The organism is Winogradskyella forsetii, assembly GCF_013394595.1.
GTDB lineage: Bacteria > Bacteroidota > Bacteroidia > Flavobacteriales > Flavobacteriaceae > Winogradskyella > Winogradskyella forsetii.
On record NZ_CP053348.1, the window covers coordinates 3,794,847 to 3,819,732 of the forward strand.

Here is a 24,886-nt window from a genome sequence, read left to right on the forward strand (position 1 = left end):
TTGCATCGTAATTCATCAATCGTAATTCTTTAATTTTTAATAGTGGCACTTACCACATTCCAAACCTCCCATTTGTGCAGCAGTTAACTGATCAACACCATACTTTTTGGATAGTTCTTCGTGAATTTTTGTATAATACTCGTTGTCTTGAACCTTTACATTTGTCTCTCTGTGACAGTTAATACACCAACCCATAGTTAACGGTGCATGTTGGTACATAATTTCCATTTCCTGCACAGGACCATGACAAGTTTGACATTCTATACCAGCCACAGAAACGTGCTGTGAGTGATTGAAATAAGCAAAATCAGGTAAATTATGAATACGGATCCATTTTACAGGTTTTTGATCTCCCGTGTAACCTGTGCCGTCCCAGCCTACTGCATCGTATAATTTTTGAATTTCCGCATTGTAATCTACACCATATTCTTCACCTTCCGCTAACGTTTCTGGTGCTACTTCTGAAATTGATTTATGACAATTCATACAAACATTTAATGAAGGAATACCTGAATGCTTACTCACTCTTGCTGAAGAGTGACAATATTTACAATCGATAGCATTATCACCGGCGTGAATTCTATGTGAATAATGAATGGGCTGCACAGGTTCGTAACCTTGATCTACACCAACTTGCATAAAGTAACCATATACAAAGTAACCACTCGCCAATAAAAAAACAATAGCTGTAACCAATACTAAAAACTGGTTCTGAACAAAAGCCTTCCATAATGGTTTTCTTTTATTTTCGGCAGGGACTTCAATGCCTTTAGCATCTGCAAATCGATTTAGTGTTTTACTAACTAACACTAAAGCCATTGCTAACAAGGCAAACAATAAGGCCAATGCACCAAGAATCAAATTATTTGAAACTCCATCTTGTGGACCAGTGTCTCCAGTACCAGTATTCTCAACCACGACAGGTTCTGGAGCAGGTGCAGCTGTATAAGCTAAAATATCAGAAATATCTTGATCACTCAACTGCGGGAACGCCGTCATTGCGGTTTGGTTGTATTCATTGTAAATCTTAACAGCATAAGCATCTCCAGACTTAATCAACGAAGCGCTATTTCTAATCCAATTATTTAACCACGTTCTATCAAGCCCTTGCTCTTCAGCCAACCTTGATTCTACATTACGCAATGCAGGCCCTGTCATTGGCTTATCTAGTTTATGACAAGCGGCACAATTAGAATTAAAAAGTGATTTTCCATTTGCAGGATCACCTTCTTGGGCTATAAGAGAAGTTGAAAACGTAAGTAAAAGTACAATACAAAGACTATATATCTTTGAGGTTAAACCACAGTAAATCACCTGTTTCATATTATAAGTTGGATTATCTTCTAAACTTTGGTACGATTTTTTCATTAAAAATGTGAAAAAAGATGTTTATAAAAACTCTGGCAAAAGTAACATTTAAAGTCGATTTTGAAAATCTTAGAGAACTGTTAATATATAATTTATACCAATTCTAAATAAAGGGTTTTTGAAATTTTAGTGATGTAAATTCGTTCCTTTTATATTGCCATCTTGAAGTCAATTGATTACAATTTTAATGTGGGCAAAAAATGTTTGCACATGTTTCATTGAAAACTATACCTTTGCCAGTAAATATTAATAGTATGAAATTAAAAAATAAATCCCTTTGTTTAGTAATATTAGGTGTTTTCTTAACGGTCTCTTTGCATGCGCAGCAAGGCGAAGTTAATATTAGCCAAGATAGTGATATTGATAAGTTGTTAGAGTTTAAAAAGGACATTAAAACATCCAAGGTTTATAGAATCCAAGTGTACCAAAGTGTCGATCCTGATAAAGCACAACTAGAGAAATCTAATTTCTTAAATTCATTTGATGAATGGCCTGTGGAAATTGTATGGAACACGCCTAATTACAAGGTTTGGGTGGGTAATTTTGCCACAAGATTGGAAGCTGAACGCGCAGGCGTAGAAATCAAGAAAAAATACATGAACGCTATTATTTTTCAGCCTAAAACTGATAAAGACTAATAGATTAGAGCTGCTTCAATTTTCTGTTTATTGCCATCAGTAATCGCGGAACTATTGGTCTGCTCTTTACGAAAGATTTTCTTTTATCCTTATCGTAATCCTCATAATTGCATTTAACCAATTGCTTTGGAATTTTTTACAAAACTAGTATTGGATCCATACATACTGTAATTACCAATAGAATAGTTTTTGTTCTGTTTATTTTCGGTATCATAAAATGGTGAAGAATCGTTAAAGGTTCTGACCGAAATATCACAATGATCCACGACATACATTTCTATTGCAAATAGCAAATAATTGTCTTTAATATCCTTTAACAAATCCTTAAAATTTGCATTGGAAAAGAATCTTGAATTTTCAATTCTGTAATTCTGGTCATTAGAGCAATAAAAAACTGAATTGTAATTAAAATCTTTCAATTTATTTACGATAATGGATTCGTCCTTACTCTCATTTAATTTTTTATTTAATTGATCTCCACTTCTAAGATGTAATGGACATTTAGTTGATCGATATTAATATAGTCGTCAATTAAATAACTCTCTAAAGGTTTTCAATTATTGTGTTGTGAACCCAATTGAAATTTAGGGACCACTACAGTTCTGTTGCTCAATTTTGCTTCTGCCAAAATATTATTAAACAAGAACGACGGCCCTATAAACCTTCACCAAATTTTTTAGCCGATTTGTAATACAGAGATTTCATTGTAAACTTTGATATAAGCACTAAGATAAGAATCTAACAAAAACGGCGACCAATGGTCGCCGTTTTTCTATTATTTAAAGTTATTATTTCAACTTTTTCTTTACCTCTACTTCTTGGAATGCTTCTATAACATCACCTATGGCAATATCATTATAATTTTTGATCTGCATACCACAATCGTAGCCTTTTGCCACTTCTCTAACATCATCCTTAAATCGCTTCAAAGCTTCAAGTGTACCTGTATGGACAACAACACCATCTCTAATAATCCTAATGTTAGAATTCCTATAGATTTTTCCATTCATGACCATACAACCCGCAATGTTTCCAATTTTAGATACTTTAAATATTTCTCTAATTTCAGCAGTACCAGTAACTTCTTCTTTAACCTCCGGAGATAACATACCTTCCATGGCATCTTTAAGATCGTTGATGGCTGCATAAATAATTGAGTAGGTTCTGATATCAATTTCTTCCTTGTCCGCAATCATTCTTGCATTTCCAACAGGTCGCACATTAAATCCGACAATAATAGCATCTGAAGCTGTTGCCAACAATACATCACTTTCTGTGATGGCACCAACGCCCTTGTGTATAATATTAACTTGAATTTCTTCAGTAGATAATTTCTGGAAAGAATCCGTTAAGGCTTCCACAGAACCATCCACATCACCTTTAAGGATAATATTCAACTCTTGGAAATCTCCAAGTGCGATACGACGTCCAATTTCGTCTAGTGTGATATGACGTTGCGTTCTAACAGATTGCTCACGTTGTAATTGTGTACGCTTGGTTGCTATTTGTTTTGCTTCGCGCTCATCTGCAAAGACATTAAATTTGTCACCTGCTTGTGGTGCACCATCCAATCCAAGAATAGATACAGGCGTTGCAGGTCCTGCTTCTCCAACATCATGTCCTCGTTCATCTTGCATGGCCTTAACTTTACCACTATTTTTTCCGGCTAAGACATAATCACCAACTTTTAAAGTCCCTGCTTGTACTAAAATAGTGGATACGTAACCTCTACCTTTATCCAAGTAAGCTTCCACGACTGTTCCGCTTGCCGCTTTATTAGGATTCGCTTTAAGTTCTAACAATTCGGCTTCAAGTAATACTTTTTCGAGTAATTCCTTAACACCTGTTCCTACTTTCGCAGAGATGTCATGAGATTGAATTTTCCCTCCCCAATCTTCTACCAAGAGATTCATCTGTGCCAATTGCTCTTTTACCTTTTCAGGATTTGCATCTGGCTTATCTATTTTATTGATTGCAAAAACGATTGGTACTCCAGCTGCTTGAGCATGGGAAATCGCCTCTTTCGTTTGTGGCATTATAGCATCATCTGCTGCCACAACAATAATGGCAATATCCGTCACTTGAGCACCACGAGCACGCATCGCTGTAAAGGCTTCGTGTCCTGGGGTATCTAAAAACGCTATTTTTTGTCCATTTTCCAACTGTACACCATAAGCACCAATATGCTGAGTTATCCCTCCAGATTCACCTGCAATTACATTCTCTTTACGGACGTAATCCAGCAATGATGTTTTACCGTGATCGACGTGACCCATTACGGTTACAATTGGCGCTCTTGGTTCTAAATCCTTAGGATCGTCCTCAGCAACATCAATGGATTCTTCGATATCCGCTTTAATGAATTCTACATCGTAACCAAATTCTTCAGCAACGATAGTCAATGTTTCTGCGTCCAAACGCTGGTTCATTGTAACCATCATTCCTAGTGACATACAAGCAGAAATCACTTGCGTTACCCCAACTTCCATCATGGTAGCAACCTCACTTACCGTTACAAATTCCGTAACTTTAAGCGTCTTACTTTCTGCTGCTGCAATTTCTTGATCAATTTCAGATTGTTCTCTGTGCTGATCTCTTTTATCTCTTCTATATTTAGCGCCTTTTCCTTTACTGGATTTGCCTTGTAATTTTTCGAGAGTTTCTCTAATTTGTTTCTTTACATCTTCTTCAGTAGGCTCCTCCTTAACCATTTTTGGTCTTGTATTTCCTCCACGTCCTTTACCGCCACGTCTCTTATCAAAATTTGGTTTTCCAGCTGTATCATTTCCACCTTTACTAATTCTACGTCTTTTGCGCTTGTTAGTGTTATCTGAACTCGACTTCTCGTCTTTCTTCTTTTTAGGTTTCTTGAATTGAGAAAGATCTATCTTCTCGCCTGCGACTTTTGGCCCGGAAAGTTTCTTGTATTGTGTTTTTAGAGTTTCTTCAGCAGGCTGTCCTTCTTCAGTTTCCTTAGCAAGCTTTTCTTTTCTGGTCTCAATCGTCTTAGCATCATCCGCTTTAGGTTTTTCAACCTTAGGTGGTTCTGCTTTATCGCCTTCTTCCTTCTTTTCTGTTTCAGCTTTTTTAGAAACCTCTTTCTCTTCGGCTTTTGGTTTAGATTCTTCTTTCTTCTCAGCCTTTTCAGCTTTAGGAGTCTCCTTAACCTCAGAAGTTTTAGTCGCTTCTTCTTTTTCTGTTTTAGCTTTTTTGTCTAAGTCAATTTTACCAACTTGCTTTGGCCCGCTTAGCTCTGCTTTTGCTTTAACAACAGCTTCCTTTTCGGCTTTTTGTTTTTGCTTTTCTTCAATTTCGCGTTCTCTCTGTTCGCGAAGCTCCTCTTTTTCCTTAAGTTTTGCTTCACTAACTTCTTGAGCTTTTTCACGCTTAGATGCATCGGTCTGAAATTCATCAGAAAGCGTGTCATAAACCTCTTGCGAAATTTTTGTATTAGGGCTTTTCTCAATCTCGACACCTTTGGATTCTAAAAAATCCACAGCACGATCTATTGAGATATTTAATTCCCTTAATACTTTGTTTAATCTTGTTTGAGCCATAAATTGCCTGTAAAATACTTAAATATATTATATACTAATTTTAAATCAAAACTTATTTCTAACTAAAATTAGGTTGATACCAATTGCACTTTAAAATGACGTAACATTCATTTTAAAATTTAAACTGATATTTAATCTTCAAATTCTTCTTTTAGAATCCTGATAACGTCTAAAATCGTTTCTTCTTCTAAATCTGTACGTTTTACTAAATCATTAACATCTTGCTCCAAAATACTCTTTGCCGTATCTAGACCAGCTTTGCTAAATTCAGAGATCACCCATTCTTCAATTTCATCAGAGAATTCTTTTAATTCCACATCTTCTTCTGCACCTTCTCTAAACACATCAATCTCATAACCTGTTAATTGTCCGGCCAAACGAATGTTGTGACCTCCTCTACCGATGGCTTTGGACACTTCTTCTGGTTTTAACAACACCTCAGCACGCATATTCTCTTCGTCTAACTTTAAAGAGGTTACTCTTGCCGGACTTAATGCTCTTGTTACAAAAAGTTGAATGTTGTTAGTGTAATTGATAACGTCAATGTTTTCATTTCCTAACTCACGCACAATACCGTGAATTCTAGATCCTTTCATACCAACACAGGCACCAACAGGATCGATTCTATCATCATAAGAATCTACTGCTACTTTCGCCTTTTCGCCTGGAATACGAACGACTTTTTTAACGGTAATCAAACCATCGAAAACTTCCGGTATTTCTTGTTCGAACAATTTCTCAAGAAAAACAGGAGACGTTCTAGACATTATAATTGCCGGTTTGCTTCCTTTCAATTCCACACTTTCAATAATTCCTCTTACGTTTTCACCTTTTCTGAAAAAATCGGAAGGAATTTGTCGATCCTTTGGAAGGATGATTTCATTTCCATCGTCATCCAACAAAATAATTGCTCTGTGACGAATGTGATGAACTTCGGCGGTATAAATCTCACCTTCAAGCTCTTTAAAGTGCTTATAGATGTTAGTATTATCGTGCTCGTGAATTTTAGAAATCAAATTTTGTCTCAATGCTAGAATTGAACGTCTTCCCAAATCAATTAATTTCACTTCTTCTGCAACGTCTTCACCAACTTCAAAATCTGGTTCTATTTTTTGGGCTTCAGACAATTCAATTTCTTGGTTAGGCTCTTCAACCTCACCATCTGCGACAACAATACGGTTTCTCCAGATTTCTAAATCGCCTTTATCTGGATTTATAATGATATCAAAATTATCGTCATCGCCATATTTTTTCTTCAATGCATTTCGCAATACATCTTCAAGAATTGCCATTAGCGTAACTCTATCTATTAATTTGTCGTCTTTAAATTCTGAAAATGACTCAATTAACGCTACATTTTCCATAATTGATATGAATTAAAATTTTATTTTAACTTTTGCTTCTTTAATATTATCAAAAGCCACAGTGGCCGTTTTAGTTACTGTAACCTTTCCTTTTCCCACTGGTTTTGGTTCTCTAGCCTTCCAGCTTAAAACCACACCTTTGTCATTGACTTCCGTCAACTCCCCTTCCAAATTTTCACCACCCAAAGTCTTGACTTCCAAATTTCTACCTACATGTTTGTGGTACTGTCTTGGCAAAACTAAAGGCGTTGCTGCACCAGAAGATAAAACTTCTAAGGAAAAATCGTGTTCGTCTCTATCTATATTATGCTCAATAGCTCTGCTAATAAACATACAATCTTCTACCAAAACACCATTGTCGCCATCTATTACAATTTTAATCGCATTATCGCCAGACACCGTAAAATCTATTAAGAACAGATCTTGTCTTTCTTCTAAAGCGGATTGTAATAAGTCTTCTACTATTTTCTTGAACATTATTTAATATAAAAAGAGAGGACTTCCCGTCCTCTCGCTTATTTATTTTTAGTAAACAACGGTGCAAATATACGACATTTTAATTTAGTTATCCAAGTTATGTAATGTGGAATAATTTTCATAAATTTAGTTCACTAAATTAAACCAATAAATAATGAATAGAATTCTAGTTCCAACCGATTTTTCAGAACAAGCCGGAAATGCCTTAAAAGTGGCTGCAATGCTTGCCAAAGCTCACAATGCAGAGATATATTTATTACATATGATGGAAATTCCGGTACAACATGCCGACCCAGGAAGCTCACAAAGCGATATTCCAGAAACCTTGTTCTTCATGAAATTAGCTCAAAAAAGGTTTGCAGACCTAATGGCAGAGGATTACTTACAAGGTGTTACTGTTCACGAAACCGTAAAAGCAGATGTTACATTCAATGAAATTAAGGATTCCTGTAAAGAATTGGATATCGACTTTATCATTATGGGCTCCCATGGCGCATCTGGACTTAAGGAAATGTTTGTTGGTTCTAACGCGGAAAAAGTAGTCCGCACTTCGGAAGTGCCTGTATTGGTGATTAAAAAAGAACATCATAGTTTTGATGTGACTGATTTCGTTTTTGCGTCGGATTTTAAAAATGATAATAAGAAAACTTACGAACAAGCCGTTAAATTTGCAGAATCTTTTGGCTCAAAGATTCATCTAGTATTGGTAATCACGTCGAGTAACTTTATGACCTCTTATGAAGCAAAATCCAGGATTGATGATTTTATTTCTGGACAAACTTTTAAGAATTATACCATAACCATCCACAATGATACAACTGTAGAACAAGGGATTTTAAACGTGTCTAAGGACTTAGACGCAGACCTTATTGGTATTAGTACACACGGCAGACAGGGTATTGCACATTTCTTTAATGGTAGCATTAGTGAGGATTTGGTAAATCATGCCAAGCGACCAGTGATTACTTTTAAGATATAATTTCAGAACCTAGAATCAAGACCGCTTCGCTTTAAGAATCAAGGCTGACTCTAAAGTATTAGAAAGATAGATTTGTATTTTAAGAATTAAATAAAAAATCCTAATCAGAAATGATTAGGATTTTTTTCTTTCAGTTGGCCCACTAGGGATCGAACCTAGACTCTTTGGTACCAAAAACCAATGTGTTGCCAGTTACACCATAGGCCAATCTCTCAAATTGAGGGTGCAAATTTAATACAAAGTTTTATTTGGGCAAAAAAAAACGGCAAAATAATTGAAAATACTTAACGTTAACTTAAAACCTTAGACGTTTATGTAATAATTAGTAAATTCGCCTGCGTTAATAAGCAACCTTTTTCATGACAGATTTTAACTTTAAAAAGTGGAACAACATCTTAGGATGGTTTGTTTTTGCCGTAGCCGCTGTGGTTTATGGTCTTACCATTGAACCAACAGTTAGCTTTTGGGATGCTGGAGAATATATCCTTACCTCATCAAAATTACAGGTAGGACATCCACCTGGAGCCCCATTATTTCAAATGTTTGGAGCGTTTTTCTCCATGTTCGCCCTTGAGCCTTCACAAATTGGTGCTATTATGAATATGATGAGTGGTGTGGCAAGTGCATTTACCATTCTTTTTATGTTTTGGACCATTACTTTACTATTGGTAAAACTGGTAAAATATCACAAAGATGACAGTCCGAGTAAAGCTTATGCCATTTTAGGAAGTGCCTTAGTAGGTAGTTTGGCATTCACATTTACGGATAGCTTTTGGTTCAATGCTGTGGAAACCGAAGTGTATGCCATGGCAACCTTGATCATGGCGATTTTGTTTTATTTAGGTTTGCGTTGGGAAAAAGATATGAATAAGCCACGAGGTAACCGTTGGCTCATTTTAATTGCTTTTGTTATCGGTCTATCTTTTGGTGTTCACTTTATGGGCTTATTGACGATTCCTGCAATTGGTCTTCTTTATTATTTCAAGAATTATAAAACCATTACGATTAAGAACTTCATAATTGCGAATATTGCTTCGGCGGCAATTTTGTTATTCATATTCAAATTACTATTGCCTTCAACCTTAAAACTTTTTGGTTATTTGGAAGTGTTTTTTGTGAATTCCATTGGCTTACCATTTAATTCCGGTACTATTATTACAGGTTTAATGGTCATAGGTCTTTTCTATTTCGGATTGAATTACACCCGAAAAAAAGGCATGAAACATGTGAACACTTTAGTGCTTTGCCTGATGTTTATTTTTATTGGATTTTCGTCTTGGATGATGTTGCCTATTCGTGCGAATGCCCAAGTGGTCATCAATGAAAATGATCCTTCGGATGCAAGGGAACTTTTAGCGTATTACAACTTAGAGCAATATCCTGAAACCCATTTATTTTACGGTCCACAATTTACGGAAGTCTATTCTGGTGCTGATAAGGATGAACCATTTGTTGATGATAAAAAGAACTATGAGCGTGACGAGGAAGCTGGAAAATATGTCATTATTAACGATTGGGAAAAAAGCAGACAAAACTATAACCACGAACATGCTTCCATTCTTCCAAGAATGTGGAGTTCGGAGCATGCGGAAAACTATATGATGTTTACGGGTTTAATTGACTTTAAAGTTGACCCGAATTTACAAACCCGTGCGTATAACGAAGCGATGAATGCTGGATTATCTGAAGATCAAGCTAGTCAATATGCTTTTGGGGAAAAACAACAATTTGATCAGCTAGTTAATGATTTTAAAATGCGTGTGGCCAGAGGCGAAATTGATTATGAAGATTACAATCAGTTTTTAAGAACCTATGGTCAGCAGTATTTGATTATTGAGAAACCATCTTTTGTGGACAATATTATGTACATGTTCCAATACCAATTTGGCTACATGTATTGGCGTTATTTTATGTGGAATTTCACAGGAAGACAAGACGATATCCAAGGAAAATACACACACAAAAACGGTAATTGGATTTCTGGAATTCCTATTGTTGACAAAATCCATTTAGGCTTGTCACAGGATAATTTACCTACAGATGTTTTAGAAAATAAATCGAGAAACACTTATTATTTCTTGCCGTTATTACTAGGGTTAGTTGGTTTCTTTTTCTTAATGTATTCAGATTTGAAACGTTTTTGGGTACTTTTAGTATTCTTTTTACTGACAGGTTTAGCGATTCAATTTTATACCAATATTAGACCTTTTGAACCTAGGGAACGTGATTATTCTGTGGTCGGTTCATTCTATGTTTTTGCTATTTGGATTGGTTTTGGCGTTTATGCTATCTATGATCTTTTAAAATCCAGTATAAAAACAAAATTTTTAGCACCTGCAATCACATTGGCTTGTATAATTATTGTTCCTGGCGTTTTAGCAGCAAATAATTGGGACGATCATGATCGTTCTGGAAAGTACACTACAAATGCCATGGCTCGGAAGTATTTAGAATCTTGTGCGCCAAATGCCATTTTATTTACTATTGGTGATAATGATACGTTCCCACTTTGGTATTTACAGGAAATTGAAGGGGTTCGAACCGACGTGCGTGTGGTCAACACCAGTTTGTTTCAAACGGATTGGTACATTGACCAAATGAAACGAAAGGCTTATGATAGTGATCCTATTCCGTCGCAATTGACCCACAACCAATATCGCGGTGGCACAAGAGACGTGATAATTAGACGAGAAATCACTAAAGATACCATCCCAATCAAAGATTTTATGGATTTTGTTTCAAGTGATAAGCCAAATACGAAATTCAAATATGTGGTTGAAAGACAAGGCGAAGATCCCGATCAATATCCAAAGCACTTATTGACTTCAAACTATTTTCCTACCCGATATATTAGTATTCCAGTTAATAAGGAAATGGTTCTGAAAAAAGGAATTGTAAAACCTAAGGATGCCGATAAAATCGTGGACAATCTATATACTGAAATCGGTGGTAGTTATCTCTATAAAAACCGGCTTTTAATGTTAGATATTATCGCCAATAACAATTGGGAACGCCCAATTTATTTTACTGGAGGTGCTTTTGGAGCTGAAGATTATGTGTGGCTGAAAGACTATTTGCAACTCGATGGTATGTGTTATAAGCTTGTGCCAATTAAAACGCCAGTTGACAGAGCGAATCCTTACGATATGGGACGTGTAGATCCAGACCTGATGTACGATATGGTTAAGAACTGGGAGTGGGGCGGCAGCGGCGAAGATTTATATTACGATATTGAAACCCGACGCAACGGCATTACCTATAGAGGCAATTTAGCGCGCTTGATAGAACAACTCATCAATGAAGAAAAACTAGATAAAGCCGAAGAAATCGCAGATATTGCGATGGAAAAAATGCCTGTGGATAAGTTTGGTTTTTATTCCTTGCTAGAACCTTATGTGAGCGCCTATTACGAAATTGGAAATGTAGAAAAAGGACGTCAACTTTATAAGGAGGTTGCTAAAAAATATCAAGAAAACCTGTTGTATTATAGTAGTTTAGATTTAGAAAATCAGGAACTGATGGTTGGTGAGGATATTTATTTAGACATTCAACGCTACCGAGCTTTGATTGATATTTTAGTGATTTACAATGATAAAGAATTCGCCTTGCAGGAAACCAAAACCTTTAATAGTTATTTAAGCTTATTTGACAAGCTTATGAATCGCTACAATGAAGGCGAGTTACCTGAAGTCCCAGAGGATGCGGATATACAAAATATGATTACGGATACTATTGATAATATTATTCCGGCGCAATAATATCTTATGAAAATTATTCCAGCTAAAACGCCAGACTTTGTAAAAACATTGTTCCCAAATTTTATCTGGAATATCGATACTAAGAACAAAGCACTTTACTTAACCTTTGATGATGGCCCAACACCTGAAATTACAGATTGGGTACTTCAAACCTTAAAAGACTATGATGCAAAAGCGACGTTCTTTTGTATTGGAAATAACATTGAAAAACATCCTGAGATTTTTCAGAATATTATAGATGAAGGGCATTCCATCGGAAATCATACTTATAACCATTTAAAAGGTTGGAAGCATACAACGACAGATTATATCAAAGATGTTGAGAAAACGCAACGCCATTTAAATTCCAAATTTCAAACACTAAATTCCAAAACTCAAGACTCTCAATTTGATAATTTGGAATTTGAAGATTGGAATTTGAAACTGTTCCGTCCACCTTATGGCAAATTCAAATCCAAACAAAGTAAGCAAATTCAAGAGTTAGATTATAAAATTGTGATGTGGGATGTTCTATCTTATGATTGGGATCAATCGGTAAGTGAAGAAGCCTGTCTAAAAAATGTGACTTCAGTAGCTAAAGAAGGAAGTATTATTGTGTTTCATGATAGCGTGAAGGCATCTCGAAACTTAATGTATGTTCTTCCTAAGGTTTTGGAATATTATAGCGCAAGAGGGTTTGTGTTCAAAAGTTTGAGTTGATGTTTTGAAGTTTTTTCGATTATTTATGATTCATGGTTAAATCAAAATATCCCTTAGGGCGAAGTGCTGAATTTATTGAGTATCTACGACAGGTATACAAAAGTAAATAAAGAGCTGATATTTTGACAAGTTAAACTAAATACAGGAGAGATCAATTAAAGATTCAAAACATTTTTTCATAGGACGAGATTCCTGCCTTCGCAGGAATTTGTTAGACATACTCCTGAATAATACCAATCAAAACATTGGCGTCCTGTTCGCCACTATGACGCCATTTCATTTCGCCGCTTTTGTAAATAATTAAGGTCGGTAAGGCTTTAACACGCAAAGCTTCTGCAAGTTCTCTATTTTTATCCACGTCAATCTTAATAACTTTGGCTTTATCGCCTAGTGCGGCAGCAACATCCCTTAGTACAGGATGCATGGCTTTTGATTGATCATCTTGTTCGGTGTAGAAATCCAATAATACCGGAATATCAACATCAATTAATTCCCCAAATTTTGACATACGTTATAGTTTTAGTCAAATGAATTCTAAATAATAAGCACTTTAAACTTTTAATAAGCTGTTGTAAATTAAGCACTGATATTATAAAAATAAGCAATTCTTTACAATTAAGCACTTTTCTTGCCTCTTTTGAGTTCAATTACGGTAATTTCTGGCCATATTCCTATACGTCCTGGAAAAGCCAAATAACCAAAACCTCTATTGACATGTAAATATTTATGGGCATTTTTGTACATACCAGCCCATTTGGGGTAACGGTATTTTACGGGGCTCCATTTAATTCCCAATGCTGGTAATTCGATTCCAAATTGCATACCATGAGTATGACCAGCAAGTGTTAATTGAATCTGCTTTTCAAAATTGATGATGTTAGGTTCATCGACCACAATATCATGATTATTGATATCTTCCCTGTTGAGTTCCATTTCGCTATAATCAAAATGTGAAGGATCGTGACTCATTAAAATGTTGAATTCGCCATCGTTGATGTTTTTCGTCGCTTCCCTAAGACTCCCTCGTTTTGGAAAATGACGTGATGCGCCCCAATTTTCGACACCTAGAATATTGATGTATTCGCCATTTTTTTCAATGCGTCGGCTGTCGTTCAGCAATAAATCAAACCCAATACGTTTATGTACCTCTTCCATTTGAATTTGATTGCTTTTATTGAGCTCTACATCGCCTCCATATGCATAATAACCATAATCGTGATTTCCTAATATGGAGAATTTGCCGTCTTTGGCCTTAAATTTATCAAACACAGAAAGCCAGCCTATCATTTCCTCAGCTTTACTATTTACAATATCTCCCGTAAATAATATGAGGTCACTTTCTTGCTTATTGACCAGTTCCACACCATAAGCAATCTCCTCTTTGCTTTCCAAACTTCCGGAATGGATATCGCTTATTTGGGTAATTTTATAACCATCGAAAGCAGCAGGTAGATCATCGAAATACAAGGTATGTTTCAACACCTGAAAATTATATTTTCCTTTGGTAATTCCATAAATAAAAGAAGCTAATGGAATGGCCGCCACACCAAGAGCCAATTTTGAAACAAACTGGCGTCTGCCGCTAAAATGTGCGGTATCATTGGAAAATTTTTGAATCAAATAAGACCCCATTCTTACTAAATCTTCCCCAAACATAAATAGCACTAAAAATGCCTTCGGCACAAATAGCGTAAATAAAAACGCCACCGCATAACCGTGACCATGAGTAAAACTTTCGCCTCTGATGAAATTATAATAGTAATACATAAAGTTTACTACCACCAAAATGGATAACAACCAATAGATAAGATAAATCCAATAACTTTTAGTCAACGTTCTTACCACCTGAAAGGCGTAGAAATCTAGAGTAAAAATGAGGATGATTAAGATAATCCAACGCAGCATGTAACTATTTCTGTTAATACCATTGCAAAAAGCTATGGTTAATGAAGTTGCAAATTTAAAGAACGAAACTACAAACTATCTTATTGAAGTGTTAATTCACTTGATAATAATATTGACGTTTTCGTTAGTCTTACTTGAAAATCTGTGTATTTGGTGCGTTTTAGAATTGAAATGAAGTAAAATTTATAGCGATACTGTTTGAAAAATCGGGCAATGTTCAATAAGATTTTTACCATAAAAAAGAAAATACGTAACTTGTAGGAACTAACCTTCTAAATTTAAAAGAACTTGAAACACTTTTATCTCATTTTCTTGTTATGTTTTCATTTCCTATTACAATCGCAAACAAATTCCGATCAACAAAAAATTATTGATTCCTTAATTAATATTGTGGATACCTATGATGATAATTATGAAAAAATAAGAACGCTCACAAGCAATGCTGGTCAGTTTCGGTATTCTAAAGATTCACGAGTTTTAATAGATAAAGCTATCCATATTTCCCAAACCCGCAACAATGCCAAACTACTTGCCAATTCATACTATTCCTTAGGTAATTTTTTCTACTATAATAGCCAATTGGATTCCGCTGAAGTTTACTTGGACAAATCTCTTTCTTATGTAAACGACGAGACGATGCCTTTTTTAAGAGCGTCAAACTTAATGACTAAAAGTGGTGTTTACAGAAAAAAAGGGAATATTCCATTGGCACATGCAACCATGTTGAATTCAAAGCGTGCTTTAGATAAAATTGATACTTTAAAATTAGACGAAACACAGCAACGGAAATTTAAAGGCGAAAGCCTGGTACTAAATAACGCTTTGGCCAATTACTATAACCAAGTGGGAGAATTTGACAAAGCCGCTCACTATTATGATAATGCTTACAAAGCATCATTAAGTCTGCAATCTTATGTAAATGCCGGAATTATTATCTCTAATAAAGGCGACATGATATTAAGTCAAGGGCACTTTCAAAAAGCACTAGAACATTTTGAAGAAGGAAAAATACTTAAGGAAAAAGGAAATGCTCCGAGGCGATTTATTATGAGTTCCATCTTAAATATTGGAAATGCCTATTCAAAATTGAAAAGATATGATAACGCCTTAAAAAACTTAAATGAAGCCCATAAGTATTATGAAGAAAATGGTATGACCGAAAATTTAACTATTGCAAAAAATTATCTTGGTAATCTATATATGGAAACAGGGAAATATGATTTAGCTATTGAGAACTGCAAAAACGGGAAAGTACTAGCCTTAACAGCAGGAAACCTTGAGTTAATTGCCGATGCTTGTGACTGCTTATATAAAGCATTCCAAGCCATTGGTGAATATAATAAAGCCTTAGACAATTATCAATTATTGACCAAGACAAACGATTCTATTTTTAATGAAAACAACATTAAAAAACAGACGCAGCAAGAAATGCAATATGAATTTAACAAAACTCAAGAACTCAATGCCATTGAACTAGAAGCTAAAGAAAAGCAAAGTAAACTGTATTCTTATCTAGCAAGTTCTGGCTTACTTTTAGTTTTAGTTTTAGGGTTTTTCTCTTACAGAAATAAAAAACAAAGCATGAAACTAGCTAAACAAAAGTCTTTGTTAGAAGCAACGGTTGATGAAAAAAACGTGTTACTAAAAGAAACACACCATCGTGTAAAAAATAGTTTTCAAATTGTATCTAGTTTACTGTATTTACAATCTGAAAGTGTTGAGGACAAAGAAGCTAAAATTGCCATAAAAGAAGCAGAAAACAGAGTGCGTTCCATGGTATTGATTCATCAAAGACTGTATAACAAAGATGAGTTGATTGGAATTAACACCAAAGATTATTTCATTGATTTGGTTCGAGATATTATTGAGAGTCATCAGTTTAAAACAGAACCAATACCATACCAACTGAACGTAGAAAATTTAGTCTTAGATATTGAAACTACTACTCCCATTGGTTTAATTTTAAATGAGCTCATCGTAAATTCATTAAAACATGCATTTGATGAGGTGACTTCAGAAAGTAGAATAACGATTTCCTTTTATAAGGAAAACGAAAACCTTATATTAAAGGTCACTGATAATGGAAAAGGGTTTGAAGGCGACATAAAAAGCAGCTCTTTTGGTATTACTTTAATGAAAGCATTATCTAAAAAGCTCAAGGCTTCACTAAATTATAATTCAGAATTGAACAAAGGTACAGAGGCCACATTAATTATTAAAAAGTATAAATTACTCTAAAAAAAGTATTCACTAAAAAAATTGACCCTTTCACTAAAAAAAGAAACAGAGAACAAATGACTTAAATTAGTTTATAGTTCTAAATATATAAAAGTTTGAAATCCCTAAATATCTTTATCGTTGAAGACGAGCCTTTAATTGTTTCTACCATTGAAGTGGCTTTGCGCAAACAAGGTTTTTTAGCCATAGGAGATGCAGAAGATTATACTACAGCACTTAGGGATATTGAATTACTAAAACCAGATTTAACTCTCATTGATATTCAATTGTCTGGTAATAAAGATGGCGTGGATTTAGCAACTGAACTCGATAAAAAAAACTTACCTTATCTATTTCTTTCATCTCAAACAGATCCTAATACCATTGAACGTGTAAAACACACCAATCCGTTAGGCTATATTGTAAAGCCATTTACTGAAACAGGTTTACGCACCAACATTGAGTTAGCCTGGCACAGTTATAATGCATCCAAGCAGCATTTTTTAACCATAAAACACGAAGGCAGACTACATCGCTTAAATCAAAATTCTATACAATATTTAAAAGCCTTCGATAACTATTGTTATGTCATAACTAAAACTGAAACCTACTTGGTACCGCACACACTTAAGCACATTTCCGAACAATTACAAGGCCATGACTTTGTGAAATCTCATCGTTCATACATTGTGAATTTAAAACATATTCTTAGCGTTGATAAAAATTCGCTATCCCTGAGCAGTGAGCGTATTCCTGTAAGTGCTTCCCAAAAAAGTTTAGTGATCAGTAGGCTAAAAAGCATATAGCTAAGACTAACGTCACTCCCTCAAAAACACATTTCTAATGCTAATCTGCATTTACTATATAAAACAGCGCATTCACTAAAAATATACTTCTAAAACTCTGATTTTAAACTAGATTTATTCTGCTATTAATCAGTAATCGTCCTTTAAAAACGGCTTAACAAAAGAGGCAAAATCCTCTAGTCGTTTTTAATGTGGACGACCCAAAAACGCGTTATTATGAACGTTAAAAACCTATACTTTAGTTTATTATTCCTACTATTTTTTTATGCTTTAAATGCACAGGTTGGAGTTGGTAATACAAATCCGCAAGCACAATTAGACATTTCAGCGAGCAGTACTACTAGTCCTTCAAATGATGATGGTATTTTAATTCCTCGTATGAGTGCTTTTCCTTCTACTCCAGGCGCAACACGTGATGGTATGCTTATTTTTTATACCGGTACAGGAGCTGATGGTAAAGGGTTTTACTATTGGGATCAAGGTGCTACTAGTTGGGTTAAAATTGCAGCTGGATCTACTGATGATAATGACTGGACTGAAGTCAGTGCTGACATCAAACGTCAAAGTGGTGACGTATATATTGGTGATAGTAACACCACTGATAATGATCTTTACTTAAGTAATAGGCTTATAGACTGGGATAATAACAGTTATTATTTAGACCCTCAAAACACAAGTAGATTAGGGCAGATTCAGTTAGATAATATTTCTTTTACAGGACCATCGCTGTTTTTTGCAACTGATAATACCACCGGTATTTCTGGTGGAATTAATAGAGTCGGAATTGTTACCGATGGCAGCACTAACCATCAATTTACAGAAAAAGGACAATTAGAATTTTACTACAGACAATCTGTTTTATTAGGAAATAATGCTGGTGATAATCTTTCAGCCTCATTCAATGATGCTGTCTTTATTGGCGAAGATGCAGGTGAAAATACAACAACTGGTTTAGGAAACATTGCTTTAGGTAGAAGTGCACTTAACGATAATATTACAGGTGGTAGTAATATCGCTATAGGTAGTTATACTATGGCACTGAGTACTGGTGGTGAAAATATTGGTGTTGGAGGTTTAACATTTAGGCAACTTACTAGTGGATCAAGAAATGTAGCGTTCGGTGTAGCAGCTGGTTATCCCGATACAAATTCTAGTGATAATACGTATATTGGTCATGCTGCAGGTGGAAGCATCCCATCAAGTAATTTTAATCGAACTGGTAATGTTTTTTTAGGATTTCAAGCTGGTTATAATCAAAATGTGAGCAATCGTCTTTTTATAGAAAACTCTGATTCTGCAAACCCACTCATTTATGGTGAGTTTGATAATGATATCATAAGAATAAATGGTGAACTCCAAGTTTTAGATCCATTTGGTACAGGATATTCTTTTCCTGTGACTGATGGAACTACAAACCAAGTAATGACTACAGATGGCGCAGGAAATGTTACATTTCAAGATATTATTGGAGATGGTACTGGAACTGATAACCAAACTATTGATAACCTTAGTTTATCTGGAACTATACTAAGACTTTCGCTTGAAGATGATGGGCAGCCTCTGCAAACAGTTAATCTTGCTTCTCTACAAGATGGAATAGGTACTGATGACCAAAACCTTACTGCACCGACATTAACGGGTACAACTTTAAATTTAGGTATCGAAAATGGAACTGGAACTTCAGTAAACTTGGTCACATTGCAAGACGGAACAGGTACTGACAACCAAACCATAGACAACTTAAGTCTTTCAGGAACAACACTAAGGCTTTCACTCGAAGACGATGGACAACCTCTACAAACAGTTAATCTTGCCTCTCTGCAAGATGGCACAGGTACTGATGACCAAAACCTTACTGCACCGACATTAACGGGTACAACTTTAAATTTAGGTATCGAAAATGGAACTGGAACTTCAGTAAACTTAGCCACATTGCAAGACGGAACAGGTACTGACAACCAAACCATAGACAACTTAAGTCTTTTAGGAACAACACTAAGGCTTTCACTCGAAGACGATGGACAACCTCTACAAACAGTTAATCTTGCCTCCCTGCAAGATGGCACAGGTACTGATGACCAAAATCTTACAACACCAACACTTGCTGGTACCACACTAAATTTAGGTATTGAAAATGGAACTGGAACTTCAGTAAACTTAGCTTCCTTACAAGATGGGACTGGAACAGATGACCAGAATATTCAAAGTTTAGGATTTAATACAGCAACAAATATTTTAACCGTTGGTATAGAAAATGGAGCCGCACAGTCTGTAAACCTTTCCGTCTTAGATAGTGGTGGAGATGTAAATGGAGTTATAGCAGGAACTGGTCTAACAGGTGGTGGGTTTTCAGGAAACGTTACTATTAATGCGGTAGGTACAAATGGATTAACTACAAATGCAGATGATATTAGACTCGGAGGGACATTAATTCAAAACACAACAATTACTCAAGGGGCAAGAAGCTTTGACATTAACCTTAACAGTACTGGTGATTTCGCTATACAAGATAATGGAACCGATGTGTTTTTTGTAGAAGATTCTGGAGATATTGGTTTTGGCAACTCTAACCCAATATATAAAGTCCATGTTACTGAAAATACGGCCACAGAAACACGTGCGGTTTATGTCGATAAAGATGATAATACAGCTGCTTCAACCGAAGGTGTTTATGTAACTAAAACATCTAACGGAACTGGCAGAAATCATGGTTACTATGCAGAAGTAAATGGTACAGGAAACGGAAACAGATATGGCTTATATGCTGATGTTACAGGAACAGGAACAGGGCAAAAATATGGTATCTTTAATGAGTTAAACTCTAATACCGCTGGCAGCCAATATGCAGTGAGAAATTGGGTTAGAGGTGCATCGGGATCCAACCAATTTGGCGTTTTCAATAATATGGACAATGCTAACACTGCAGATATCTATGGAGTTTATAATGGTATGCGAGTTACAAACGCCTCAAATATGTATGGTGTTTATAATGAATTTCTTACTACATCTAGTTCTGCTGACCTCATGGCTGGTGTTCGAACCCGTTTTACAAATGGTACCCCAGGCTCTAATGGTTTTTCTGGAATTTATACAGATTTCGATCTCGCCTCTAACGGTACCTTTTATGGCGTGAGAAACGAATATAGTGCTGGTTCTACTGGAACAGGAAATAAATATGGATCTTATAACTTTATCAGTGCATCTGCTGGTGGTACACATTATGGCACTTATAATAGTGTAGGCGTTACTAACGGTTGGGCAAGTTACAACTTAGGCAAGAGTTATATTTCTCAACGACTAAGTATAGGTGAAACAGACAATGCAGATGGACGTATTACTATTTTAAACAATAGTGGTGGCAGTAATCCAGCACATATACAATTCACAGAAACAAATGCCAATGATGGTTCAAGAATTCAATTCGCAAATGGTGCAGAAACCACTAATGAATGGACACTCTATGGACGAGCAGACAATACGCTTAGCGATAGTTCATTCAACTTTTTCCATACTACAACTGGTAATATTTTAGAAATTAAAGGAGATGGTGACGTAGAAATTAATGGACAATTAGGCATAAATATTAACGATCCTACCTATGCCATAACGCTTCCTAATAATACGGCCATTGGAACAGGAAGAGGTCGTGCAAACGCATGGACCATCTATAGTGATTCTCGCGTTAAAAGCAATCAGCAACCGCTACAAAATGGACTGCATTTAATTAAACAAATGGTGCCTAAAACTTATTTCCATCATAATGGTAATATTGAAGATGGTGTCTTAAATCTTTCTGAAAACGGAGAACAAACCCTAGGATTTATCGCCCAAGAGTTATATAAAATATTTCCTGAAGCTGTTCAAAGACCTAAAGATGAAAGTAAGACACTTTGGTCTGTAGATTATGACAAAGTCATTCCTGTAGTCGTAAAAGCGCTTCAAGAATTAAATAACCAAGTTGAAACACTAGAATCAGAAAACAACAAATTAAAACAACAATTACGTAAAATAGAACAATTAGAAGCTAGACTTATAACTTTGGAAGGGACAAGCGGAGATAACACTAGCAAAACTACAAGTAAATAATAATTATAATTGTTTTGTAAAACAATTATGTTTTTGAGGAAAAGGCCGCTGTAGGGAGCGGCTTTTTTTCTTTTAATTAAAACCATCTTATAGTTATTCTAGCCAACCGCTCCTTAAAACAACTATAAGGTGGAAACAATAACTCCGTAACGCCGAATGTATGTTGTTTTAAAACCGAACGCTCATTGCTAAACGCCTTAAAGCCAAAAAATTTATGACTTCTACCAATACCACTATTGTTTAGTGCAAATGCCTCTCGCTCTGATACGACCAATTCATTTTGTCCATATTTGCTAAATATGGACAAATTTCATATATTTATAAAAAATTTGAAATGAACATTAGTTTAACAAAAAAGCAAGAAGCCTATATCGCAGAACAATTGAAATCTGGCGATTTTCAGAATGCCAGTGAATTGGTTCGTGATGCACTGCGATTGCATGAAGTATATAGACATCGTATTATTGAAGATTTAAGAGCAGAAATTGAAAAGGGTTGGTCTGGTCCTACAAGCAATCGCTCGGTAAGCGATATTATTGAAACTAAAAAGCGTAAAAAAGCATCGTAAATGACATACCTTTCTGGTTATAAATTATCCATTCAGGCAGATAATGACTTAAACGACATTTTTGATTATACCGAACTAGAACATGGTTTTGATCAAGCTATTATATACTTGATAGGATTGGAAGCCCTTTTCAAAAATTTAGTCCTTAATCCAAAAATAGGCAGAGAACGAAATGAGATTAAAAAGGGACTTTACAGCATTACAGAAAATTACCATGTTGTTTTTTACAGAATTCTAAAAACCCATATTCGTATTGTGAGAGTCCTTCATGGTCGCAAAGATATTCCGAATCAGTTTTAATTAATACTATCACTTGTATTATCGCTGTATAAATAAGAAATATTGGTACTAAATGAATAGAGCCAATTATTTGATCCTTTAAATTCCAAAAAATTAATAATAGTAATATTAAATAAGTTAAAGTCCACACATCTCAAAACCACCTTATAGTTAACTGAGCCAACCGCTCCTTAAAACCAGAATAAGGCGGAAACAATAACTCCGTAACGCCGAATGTATGTTGTTTTAAAACCGAACGCTCATTGCTAAACGCCCTAAAGCCAAAAAAACCATGGCTTTTCCCAATACCACTATTGTTTGTCCCACCAAAGGGTAGGTTATGATTCGCATAATGCAGCACGCTATTATTGATGCAGCTACCACCTGCTCTAGTGTTGTCTAATATTTTGTTGGTATTCTTTTTACTTTTACTATACATATAAAGTGCTAATGGTCTCGGTTTGGAGTTGATATAGGCTATAGCCATATCCAAACTCTCGTAAATCACGATAGGCAAAATAGGTCCGAAAATTTCTTCTTCCAACAGTTTCGCTTCAGGCTTTAAATCTGAAATTATAGTGGGTTCAATATATCTTGAAGACCTATCTGTTTCACCGCCGACTTCAAATGTAGCGTGTAGTGTTTTTGCATTTTCGAGATAAGAAGTTAAGCGATCAAAGTGTTTGTCCGTTACTATGTTTCCATAGGAATCTGATGTTTTTGGATTATCATTATAAAAGGTTTGAAGCCATTTTTTACAAGATGTAATGAATTCGTCTTTTACGCTTTCATCTATCAACACATAATCTGGCGAGACACAGATTTGACCGCAATTCAAAAACTTTGCCCACATTATTTTCTTTGCTGCTTTATCGAGATTCGCGGTTTTATCGACTATGGTCGGCGATTTGCCTCCAAGTTCCAAAGTCACCGAAGCTAAATGCTTTGATGCCGCTTCCATTACTATTTTCCCAACTTTAGGAGACCCTGTAAAAAAGATATGGTTGAATGGTAATTTCAATAATGCAGTTGAAACCTCAACTTCCCCTTCAATCAACGCCACTTCGTCTTTAGCAAATACATCTTCAATAATCTTTGCCATAAGTGCAGAAGAATTTGGTGTCATTTCAGATGGCTTAATGATCGCAGTGTTTCCTGCGGCTATGGCAGATACTAAAGGCCCAAAAGTTAAATTAAAAGGAAAGTTCCACGGCGAAATAATTAAACAAACCCCTTTAGGTTCGTATGTAATGTATGAGCTAGAGCCTAACATTGACAGTGGCGTTTCTACATTTTGCTTTTGCATCCATTGTCTCAAATGCTTTTTAGTGTGCTTAATATCTCCTATGATGGCATAGATTTCTGTAAGTTCAGTTTCCACTACAGGCTTACCCAAATCTTTTTGCAAAGCCTGTTGAATTTGTTCTCTGTAGGTCACTTCAATAGTATACTGAAGTGTATTTAATTTCTTAAGCCTTTGTTTATAGGTGCTATTCCCAATAGCAAATTGATTTTGCTGTTGTTTGCTAAATAATTCAAAATAGGGATTATCATTAAAATCACTCATTCTAAGTATATGTTATTCAGCTTTTGAAGCTGGATTTATGTATTTCATCGATAGAATTAAATAAGATGTGTTTTTCGTCCTAAATATAGTGTTGTTTAACATAAAAATTAATGTTTTTAAAGGGCTACAAGCCCATTTTGTGTATTTGGTCGAAGTTTTTAGCTCCAACATTCCCGTTAACTAATTATCGATCGGTTTCATCTAAATTTTTCATCGACCTCCAAGCTATTCTGTTTCTTTGACTCGAAGTTAAAACAAATATAATTTCCTACGATTATGAAAACCGCTTTAATCATCTTAGTATTCTTAACAATGTCTTTCGCAGGTTATGCACAACAAGACGTTTTAGTTAATAATGAAACAGAACTTGTTGAAACTAAAGACGCTGTTAAGCCAGAAGTTAAAACAACTAACATTTCTGCGAAAGTTAAAGCTAAGGTTTTAAAAATGAATCGTAAAAAGAGTAACGAAATTATCAGTATTAAAGCTTACAGAAAAAGTCTTCAGATTAGAGTTAAAACTGTAAAACTTTGTTAAGTCAATAAAATTTATGCTATTAACCAATATATTTTGCTATTAACCATCTATAACCAAGAAAGCCGAAATACAAATTTCGGC

At 35.3% G+C, this 24,886-nt stretch carries 19 protein-coding genes and 1 tRNA gene; 10 read left to right on the top strand and 10 right to left on the bottom strand.

Going from position 1 to position 24,886, the window contains the following annotated elements; all coding sequences use genetic code 11:
* Window positions 1-36: 36 nt before the first annotated feature.
* Window positions 37-1,323, bottom strand: a complete 1,287-nt coding sequence (locus HM987_RS16295; protein ID WP_179010114.1) for a c-type cytochrome — start codon at window positions 1,321-1,323, stop codon at window positions 37-39.
* Between the two features lie 299 nt (window positions 1,324-1,622).
* Here HM987_RS16295 and HM987_RS16300 point away from each other — a divergent pair, with 299 nt between their 5' ends.
* Complete coding sequence (locus tag HM987_RS16300) at window positions 1,623-2,006, top strand: SPOR domain-containing protein (RefSeq protein WP_179009083.1); 384 nt, start codon at window positions 1,623-1,625, stop codon at window positions 2,004-2,006.
* A 113-nt stretch (window positions 2,007-2,119) separates the two neighbouring features.
* On the opposite strand, the gene HM987_RS16305 is transcribed toward HM987_RS16300, so the two are convergent.
* The 4 genes from HM987_RS16305 to rimP all read right to left on the bottom strand — a co-directional run bounded on the left by HM987_RS16305 (window position 2,120) and on the right by rimP (window position 7,404).
* Complete coding sequence (locus HM987_RS16305) at window positions 2,120-2,425, bottom strand: hypothetical protein (RefSeq protein ID WP_179009084.1); 306 nt, start codon at window positions 2,423-2,425, stop codon at window positions 2,120-2,122.
* 369 nt (window positions 2,426-2,794) lie between these two features.
* Window positions 2,795-5,563, bottom strand: a complete 2,769-nt coding sequence (gene infB, locus HM987_RS16310) for a translation initiation factor IF-2 (RefSeq protein ID WP_179009085.1) — start codon at window positions 5,561-5,563, stop codon at window positions 2,795-2,797.
* A 131-nt stretch (window positions 5,564-5,694) separates the two neighbouring features.
* A complete protein-coding gene (gene nusA, locus HM987_RS16315; RefSeq protein ID WP_178987332.1) occupies window positions 5,695-6,927 on the bottom strand; it encodes a transcription termination factor NusA in 1,233 nt (410 codons plus the stop codon).
* A 12-nt stretch (window positions 6,928-6,939) separates the two neighbouring features.
* Window positions 6,940-7,404 (bottom strand): ribosome assembly cofactor RimP, encoded by a 465-nt coding sequence (rimP, locus tag HM987_RS16320; protein WP_179009086.1) that lies wholly within the window; start codon window positions 7,402-7,404, stop codon window positions 6,940-6,942.
* A 154-nt stretch (window positions 7,405-7,558) separates the two neighbouring features.
* Here rimP and HM987_RS16325 point away from each other — a divergent pair, with 154 nt between their 5' ends.
* Window positions 7,559-8,383, top strand: coding sequence for a universal stress protein (locus tag HM987_RS16325; RefSeq protein ID WP_179009087.1), 825 nt, complete (start codon window positions 7,559-7,561; stop codon window positions 8,381-8,383).
* A gap of 134 nt (window positions 8,384-8,517) precedes the next feature.
* Here HM987_RS16325 and HM987_RS16330 read toward each other — a convergent pair.
* Window positions 8,518-8,590: transfer RNA gene (locus tag HM987_RS16330), tRNA-Gln, on the bottom strand.
* A 152-nt stretch (window positions 8,591-8,742) separates the two neighbouring features.
* On the opposite strand from HM987_RS16330, the gene HM987_RS16335 reads away from it, so the two are divergent.
* On the top strand, window positions 8,743-12,141 hold the full coding sequence (locus HM987_RS16335) for a glycosyltransferase family 117 protein (RefSeq protein ID WP_179009088.1): 3,399 nt from the start codon (window positions 8,743-8,745) through the stop codon (window positions 12,139-12,141).
* A gap of 6 nt (window positions 12,142-12,147) precedes the next feature.
* The gene (locus HM987_RS16340) at window positions 12,148-12,840 is read left to right on the top strand and encodes a polysaccharide deacetylase family protein (protein WP_179009089.1); all 693 of its coding nucleotides are present in this window, start codon (window positions 12,148-12,150) and stop codon (window positions 12,838-12,840) included.
* 211 nt (window positions 12,841-13,051) lie between these two features.
* Here the strand turns inward: HM987_RS16340 and HM987_RS16345 are convergent, their stop codons facing one another.
* Both HM987_RS16345 and HM987_RS16350 read right to left on the bottom strand, forming a co-directional pair.
* Window positions 13,052-13,348 carry a thioredoxin family protein gene (locus HM987_RS16345; protein ID WP_179009090.1) on the bottom strand — a complete coding sequence of 99 codons (297 nt, stop codon included), beginning with the start codon at window positions 13,346-13,348 and terminating at the stop codon, window positions 13,052-13,054.
* Between the two features lie 107 nt (window positions 13,349-13,455).
* Window positions 13,456-14,745 (bottom strand): metallophosphoesterase, encoded by a 1,290-nt coding sequence (locus HM987_RS16350; RefSeq protein ID WP_179009091.1) that lies wholly within the window; start codon window positions 14,743-14,745, stop codon window positions 13,456-13,458.
* A 288-nt stretch (window positions 14,746-15,033) separates the two neighbouring features.
* Between HM987_RS16350 and HM987_RS16355 the strand changes: the two genes are divergently transcribed.
* From HM987_RS16355 to HM987_RS16365, 3 genes are all read left to right on the top strand, one after another.
* On the top strand, window positions 15,034-16,983 hold the full coding sequence (locus tag HM987_RS16355; RefSeq protein ID WP_179009092.1) for a tetratricopeptide repeat-containing sensor histidine kinase: 1,950 nt from the start codon (window positions 15,034-15,036) through the stop codon (window positions 16,981-16,983).
* Window positions 16,984-17,078: 95 nt separating this feature from the next.
* Window positions 17,079-17,768: a LytR/AlgR family response regulator transcription factor gene (locus HM987_RS16360; RefSeq protein WP_179009093.1), complete on the top strand. Its 690-nt coding sequence runs from the start codon at window positions 17,079-17,081 to the stop codon at window positions 17,766-17,768.
* A 216-nt stretch (window positions 17,769-17,984) separates the two neighbouring features.
* Window positions 17,985-21,854 (top strand): tail fiber domain-containing protein, encoded by a 3,870-nt coding sequence (locus HM987_RS16365; RefSeq protein ID WP_179009094.1) that lies wholly within the window; start codon window positions 17,985-17,987, stop codon window positions 21,852-21,854.
* A 76-nt stretch (window positions 21,855-21,930) separates the two neighbouring features.
* On the opposite strand, the gene HM987_RS16370 is transcribed toward HM987_RS16365, so the two are convergent.
* A complete protein-coding gene (locus HM987_RS16370; protein ID WP_179009095.1) occupies window positions 21,931-22,161 on the bottom strand; it encodes a hypothetical protein in 231 nt (76 codons plus the stop codon).
* A gap of 27 nt (window positions 22,162-22,188) precedes the next feature.
* Here HM987_RS16370 and HM987_RS16375 point away from each other — a divergent pair, with 27 nt between their 5' ends.
* Entirely contained in the window at window positions 22,189-22,422 is a 234-nt protein-coding gene (locus HM987_RS16375) for a type II toxin-antitoxin system ParD family antitoxin (protein WP_179009096.1), read from the top strand.
* On the top strand, window positions 22,423-22,722 hold the full coding sequence (locus HM987_RS16380) for a type II toxin-antitoxin system RelE/ParE family toxin (RefSeq protein WP_179009097.1): 300 nt from the start codon (window positions 22,423-22,425) through the stop codon (window positions 22,720-22,722). It begins immediately after the preceding gene.
* Window positions 22,723-22,855: 133 nt separating this feature from the next.
* Here HM987_RS16380 and HM987_RS16385 read toward each other — a convergent pair whose 3' ends face one another.
* Complete coding sequence (locus HM987_RS16385) at window positions 22,856-24,268, bottom strand: aldehyde dehydrogenase family protein (RefSeq protein ID WP_179009098.1); 1,413 nt, start codon at window positions 24,266-24,268, stop codon at window positions 22,856-22,858.
* A gap of 276 nt (window positions 24,269-24,544) precedes the next feature.
* Here HM987_RS16385 and HM987_RS16390 point away from each other — a divergent pair, with 276 nt between their 5' ends.
* Complete coding sequence (locus tag HM987_RS16390) at window positions 24,545-24,805, top strand: hypothetical protein (protein WP_179009099.1); 261 nt, start codon at window positions 24,545-24,547, stop codon at window positions 24,803-24,805.
* Window positions 24,806-24,886: the final 81 nt, after the last annotated feature.